General features: G+C 61.3%; 6 protein-coding genes. 5 read left to right on the plus strand and 1 reads right to left on the minus strand.

The window, feature by feature from the left end:
- Positions 1-138 precede the first annotated feature (138 nt).
- The 3 genes from JNL55_RS12790 to JNL55_RS12800 all read left to right on the plus strand — a co-directional run bounded on the left by JNL55_RS12790 (position 139) and on the right by JNL55_RS12800 (position 3,921).
- Complete coding sequence (locus JNL55_RS12790) at positions 139-858, plus strand: TetR/AcrR family transcriptional regulator (RefSeq protein ID WP_293853435.1); 720 nt, start codon at positions 139-141, stop codon at positions 856-858.
- Positions 859-1,020: 162 nt separating this feature from the next.
- Positions 1,021-3,165, plus strand: a complete 2,145-nt coding sequence (locus JNL55_RS12795; RefSeq protein WP_293853437.1) for a S9 family peptidase — start codon at positions 1,021-1,023, stop codon at positions 3,163-3,165.
- Positions 3,166-3,210: 45 nt separating this feature from the next.
- Positions 3,211-3,921, plus strand: coding sequence for a hypothetical protein (locus JNL55_RS12800; protein ID WP_293853440.1), 711 nt, complete (start codon positions 3,211-3,213; stop codon positions 3,919-3,921).
- Here the strand turns inward: JNL55_RS12800 and JNL55_RS12805 are convergent.
- A complete protein-coding gene (locus tag JNL55_RS12805; RefSeq protein ID WP_293853442.1) occupies positions 3,905-5,353 on the minus strand; it encodes a serine hydrolase domain-containing protein in 1,449 nt (482 codons plus the stop codon). The genes JNL55_RS12800 and JNL55_RS12805 overlap by 17 nt on opposite strands.
- Before the next feature lie 228 nt (positions 5,354-5,581).
- Between JNL55_RS12805 and JNL55_RS12810 the strand changes: the two genes are divergently transcribed.
- A complete protein-coding gene (locus JNL55_RS12810) occupies positions 5,582-6,136 on the plus strand; it encodes an RNA polymerase sigma factor (protein WP_293853444.1) in 555 nt (184 codons plus the stop codon).
- A partial coding sequence (locus JNL55_RS12815) for a DUF4880 domain-containing protein (RefSeq protein ID WP_293853447.1) occupies positions 6,133-6,348 on the plus strand: 216 nt, incomplete at its 3' end. The genes JNL55_RS12810 and JNL55_RS12815, both read left to right, overlap by 4 nt.

Here is a 6,348-nt window from a genome sequence, read left to right on the forward strand (position 1 = left end):
TGGAGCTCACCGTGCGAGGGTAGGGCAGGCGCCGCTCGCTTGGCAACAGATACATTTCTGGTGAAATGTAGATGAGCGGCGCTATGCTAGACTTGGGCCCAGGAAAAACGACTCGAACTTTCGCCAGCAGGCTGCTCCATGGAAAAACTTCGGGATAAACCTCGCCGCGCCAAACGGGCGGCCCCGCGTCAACCTCGCCGCACCCAGGAAGAACGGCGCAGCCAGACGCAGGATCGGCTCATCAATGCCGTGATCGAGGTGATCCGTCAGAAGGGTTACGCCGGCCTGCGGGCGCGCGACGTGACGGCGGCGTCCGGCGTCACCTGGGGTGCCGCCCAGCACCTGTTCGGCGACAAGAACGAGCTGCTGCTGCAAGTGGCGACGCGCGTGTCCGATGCGCTGGTTCAACAGCTGGACACTCGCAACGAGGCTCGGGGCGGGGATCTCCGCCAACGCGTGGCTACGGTAGTGAACCTGATCTGGGAGGTTTACAGCAGTCAGGATTACTTCGCGATGGTCGAGATCGTCCGTGGCACCCGGGCGGACGTGCGCTTTCACGAGAAGCTGGTCGAGTCGCTGGCACGCCTGTCGACCCGGATCGAACGGCTGTGGCTGGACATCTTCGAGGACGCTCCCGCCAGCGAAGCGCAGAGCCTCGCCTGCTGCAATATCGTGGTGTTGACCCTGAGCGGTCTGGCTGCCCGCAAGATCTATCTGCGCCTGGGGCCGCAGACCGATGCCATTCTGGACGAGCTGATCGACAGCATCGCCACTTCGCTGCGCAACGCCCGAAAAGCCACCGCTACCACGCGGGCCACGGCCAAGCGCCGCCGCGAACCGGTTCCCGTCATCGTCTAAAAGATTGCCCGATGGCGCGCCGCCCATGGCGCGCGCCGTGCAGTTGGACTAAGGTGCAACAACAAACATTTTGGATGGTATGAAACGCAGTTGGCGCGCGACACGGTTTGAATACGTTACGTCGTGCATCCCTTTCGATTTGTACGCAAAAGTAGCCTAACTATGAAAATGACGCGTGACCTGCTTCGGTGCTTGGTGATGTGGACCGTGGCGGCGCACGGCATGGCCGATGCTGGGGCCGGCGAGGGGGCCGACAATTGGACGACGGGCTTCGAGCGCGCTGAGGCTTTTATACAGCCGCAGGTCGGCAAGCTTCTGCCTCGCGATGTGTCGGCAGCGGCGTTGAATGTGAAATGGGCCGAGGATGAGTCCTGGCTGGAGTGGACTGCGGATGGCAAGCGTCAGCGGATGGAGTTGGCGTCGGGCAAAGTCACCTCGGTCGAGACTGGCGGTGCCGCGTCCAAGGCAGGGCCGAGCGATCGAGTCAGCTCGCGCGACGGCCGCTTCCAGATCTACGCCAAAGATCACAATCTGTTCGTGACGGATGCCGCCGGCACGCGACAGCTGACCGATGATGGCGAGCTGTGGCGAACCTTCGATGCCGGCTACGCAGATAGCAATCCGCAATCGCGCCCGGTGTATGCGGGCTCGCCGCCGCTCGTGCATTTCCTCGGCGATAGCTCCTGGTTCGTGGCCGAGCGTTGGGACTATCGTGAGGTGTCGCCGGTCTGGTTGGCCAACTCCATTGCCACGCCGCGGCCCGCGAGCATCGAGCAACGCCGTGCCTATCCGGGCGATAAGAACATTCCAACCGCAGAGCTTTGGTTGATCGACGCGGCGAGCGGCACGCGTCGCGCGATCAACAACGAGGGCTGGGCCTATGTAGGCAACATGGACGTAGCCAGCGGCGGCATCTTCCCGTCGCCGGATGGGCGCTCGCTGTATTTCGTCCGCATGCAGCGCCAGTACGAAGTCGTCGAACTATGCCGTGTGGCGGTGCCGAATGGCGAGATCGAAGTGATCTGGCGTGAGCAGCGCGACTCGCATTTCACCGTGCGCGATCCCGAACTGGTGTTCGTCGGGCAGGGCGAGCAGCTGATCTGGAAATCCGATCGCGATGGACGCGTGCATTACTATCTCCTCGATGCGCGTCGCAAGAAGCTGATTCGTCAGTTGACCTCGGGCGACTTTGCGGTCAATCAGGTGCTGCACGTCGACGCCGCCAAGCGCGAGTTCTTCTTCGATGCGTACGGCGACGGGCAGGGCGGCGATCCCTATTACATGCACGTCTTTCGCGGCAGTCTGAATGGCGGTTCGCCGCGCCGGCTCGATACTGAGCCGGCCACGCACAGCTTCACGCCGTCGAGTTCAGCGAAATATTTCATCGATACTTTCTCCACCGTCGAAACGGCGCCGCGCACTGTGCTGCGAGATCGAAACGGCCGCATCGTCAAAGAGCTGGCAGTTGCCAAGACGGATTCGCTGCGCGCCGCTGGTTGGCAGGCGCCTGAACGTTACAAGGTCAAAGCCGCTGACGATGCGACGGATCTGTACGGCGTGTTGTGGAAGCCGTTCGATTTCGATCCGAAGCGGCGTTATCCGGTGGTTGCTGTGGTGTACCCCGGGCCTTCCGGTGATTCGGTGCCGACGCGATTCTCACCGTCGCACAACAACGCGGCGTTGGCCCAGCTCGGTTTCATCGTGATCGCGCCGGGCACCCGCGGTTCGGCATCTTCTCGCGGCGTCGCCTTTCAAACCTATGCGCGTACCTCAGGAAACATTCGTGACTACACGCTGCCGGACTTGCGCAAGAGCATCGAATCGTTGGCTGCGTCGCGTCCGTGGATGGATGTCGCGCGCGTCGGCGTAGTAGGGCACTCAGGTGGCGGCTTCATGACGTTGGCGGCGATGTTGCACGACCCGGACTTTTATAAAGTCGGCGTGGCGTCCGCGGGCAATCATGACAACAACATTTATGAAATGAACTCCGGCGAGTTCTATTGGGGCGATCCTCGCACCGGCCCGACCGGCGGACCGCGCGGCTATGTCACCAATATGGATGAGGTGCAGCGGCTGAAGGGCGCGTTGTTACTGATTCATGGCGAGACCGACAGTGATGTGCCGGTGGCCAGCACGCTGCGTGTGGTCGATGCGCTGGTCCATGCCAACAAGGTGTTCGATCTGTTGATTCTGCCGGGCAAGGATCACTCGATTCGCTATCAGGAGCCGACTGCCGATAGCTACGTACGTCGGCGCACCTGGAAATATCTGTCCGAGCATTTGCTCGGTACTGGCGCGACGAAGTAACCACCCGCGCATGCGGGCGCAGCGGTGCAACGTTCCGAGGATGTCATGACCGAATCGATGGCGCAGGCGGCTTTGGGGATCGTCGAGATGGCCAACAAGCCGCTGCGCCATCCGGGCAACTTGGGCAATCCCGCCACGTTTGGCTATCCGGTGGTCTACGCCGGCGCGGCCACCGCGTTCACGGATCGGATTCTGAATCGCGATCCGGCGGTGGCAGCGGACTATGTTCGACAGGGCGAGCGGCTGCAGGAGCAGGGCATCAAGGCACTGCTGACGACCTGCGGTTTCAACATCGCTTATCAAACCGAAATCGCGCGGCGTTTGCCGGTGCCGGTGGCAACGTCCAGCTTGTTGCTGTTACCGCTGTTGTTACGACTGGTGTCAGTGGATCGCATCGTCGGTGTGATTACCTTCGATCAGAAGCAGCTCGATCCGACGTTGTTGACGCTGGCAGGCGTGACGGAATCGGATTTGGCGCGGTTGAAGATTCTGGGACTGGACGGCACGCGCACTTGGCATGAGCTGCGCAAGCCCGAGCCTGAATTGCCGCTCGACGCGATCGGCGACGATTTGATGGCGTCGATTCGGCGGCTGGTGTCGGAGACGCCGACGCTGGGCGGGATCTTGCTCGAGTGTTCGGCACTGTGTCCGTTCAGCCCGCGCATTCGGGCTGAGACTGGCTTGCCGGTGTTGGATTTCGTGTCGTTAGCGAATGTGTTGCAAGCGTCGGTGGCGGATCTCAAGCCGTTCGCTTGAACATCGCGCCTTGATACTCGAAGCCGATGACTCGTTGAGAACCGTCGCGCTGCAGGTGTAACGGACCTTGATCGATGACCAGCGCGCCGGCGGAGAGCTCACAACGGAACGAGTCGTTGCCGGTCGATAGGATTCGATAATGCAATTTGCCGGCCTGCAGCTGTAAACCGTCGCCGTTGGATGCTATGAGCACGGTGCCGTACCGGCCGTCGTCCTGGTAGGTGCCGACAACGTCACTGATGTTGGTTCGAGCGTCGGAGGTGTCAGGCCGAGGGTCGCTGGCGCGGCGGTATTTACCGGCGTTGGTGACGTGCCACGCCTTCTCCAGCGCCAGGAAACTCTGCGTCCAGCGCAGCGGGTCACCGCCTTGCAACGTATCCATCGTGGTTTGAAACAGCGCTCGCGGCAGATAAATATCGTCCGAGTTCACCAGCGCGATGAATCCAAGCTTCTGCTCCGGCAACACCGCCATCATCGACCGGAAGCCACGAATCGAGCCGGTGTGATGAAACACCCGCTCACCACGATACCGATGCGTGTACCAACCCAACGCATACCCTTCATCCGTCAGATCTTCAGTGACCGCGCAAGAGAGTTCCTTGTCGGCGAACGGTCCTGCATCCGCAATCTGCGGCGTTTGCATGATTACAGTCTGTTCCGTCGGCCACGGCGTCATGTCCGGCGAGTTGTTGAGCCAGGCGCTGAGCCACTTGGAAAGATCGGCAAGGCACGAATTCGCACCGCCAGCCGGAGTCGCGATGCCATCCTCGTAATACCAAGGAACGGCAACGCGCTCGCCATCGAGCAATTGCAGATGCGGCTGGGCAAAGTTGCCGGTGCCCTCGGCTTCAGCCACCGAGAACGACGTCCGATTCATATACAAGGGCGCGAGCAGGTGAGCCTGCGCATAGCGCTCCCACGACATGCCGCTAGCAATGTCCACCACGTGACCGATCAGGCTGAAGCCATCGGTGCAGTAAGCAAAGTTCTGGCGAAACGGATGGCGAAAGCCGTGATATCGCAGCCGTCGTACCAGATCGGCACGTGATGACGCGGCACCCCGATGTCGACCTTCGGAGGACGGCCAGCCGGTGCGATGGCAGGCGAGGTCCCGCAAAGTCAGCGCTGCCGTGACTGCCGCGTCACCGGCGTCGAACGATGGATCGATGTCGACGACGCGGGTGTCCCAATCGATCCGGCTCTGGCCGATGAGATGGGCCAGCGACGCGGCCGCGAATGTTTTGGTGCCCGAGGCCAAAGCGAACACGGTGTGCTCGTCGATAGCTTTGCCGGAACCGATCTGGCGTTCGCCGAAACAGCGCGACCAGATCATGTCGTCGGGGGCGCAGATCGCCACCGCGGCGCCCGCTGGTTTCCAAAGATCTTGCAGGCAATGGCCGATAGCGGCGTCGAGCCGTTGGCTGGCGTTCATAAAGTCGTCGAAACATCTGGCGCGCGGAATGTCCGCGAATTATAGGCTGCCGACGCCGGGTACTCGACTGATTTCTCGACTTTTTGGTAAGAGCGTCAGGGGTAAGACGCGCCGCCTCGGCAAAGCCGAACCACCCCGAACAATATTTTTTACCACGGCCGGAAAGCGCGTTCCGGTGCTTGCGTCGGGGGAATTCCTCGGTCATGGTCGGCGTCACGAGCACTCTCGATGGCATCGCTTCCCAGTCCCACTACAGTTCCCAGCGTTCGCGGCCGACTCGATGAAGTCGTGCGCCGTTATTACGCGCCGTTGCTGAGTTTTTTTCGTAAGCGCACCCGCAATTCCCCCGAGGTCCCCGATCTGGTGCAGCAGGTGTTCCTGCGCCTGGCACAGCGGCCGGAACTGGATGGAGTCGATAATCCGGACGCTTACATCTTTCAAACAGCATCCAATGCGCTGAAAGACCACTATCGCAAAATCTCGACGCGAGAACGTTATCTAGGCGACGGCGGAACCGACAGTGACGCGACGGATGCACCGTCGGAGCTCTCGCCGGAACGAGTGGTCATCGGTCGCGAGTCCATGGCACGGTTGGCGAGCGCCTTGCGTCAGTTGCCGGAGCGAACGCGCGACGTCTTTACCCTGCGTTGCCTCGAAGGGCTCAAGCATGCCGAAGTGGCGGAGCTGCTCGGCATCTCGGTGCGTGCCGTAGAAAAACATAGTGCCAAGGCACTCGCATATCTCAGCCGTGCGCTGAGCGACGAAGGAGTGTCACCCAGATGACTCAACCAAATACGACCGAAGCTGACCTGCGCGAAGTCGCCGCGAAGTGGCATGACGATATGAGTAGCGACCACGTTTCAGCGGAACAGCGAGCCGAGTTTACGAGCTGGCTGGAGCGTTCACCCAAACATCGTGACGCCTACGAAGCTGTGCAGCGAGTTTGGTCGACATTACAGGGCGGGGCACACGATCCCAGCTTGTTGGCACTTCGT

It is taken from the genome of Steroidobacter sp., from assembly GCF_016790065.1.
GTDB lineage: Bacteria > Pseudomonadota > Gammaproteobacteria > Steroidobacterales > Steroidobacteraceae > Steroidobacter.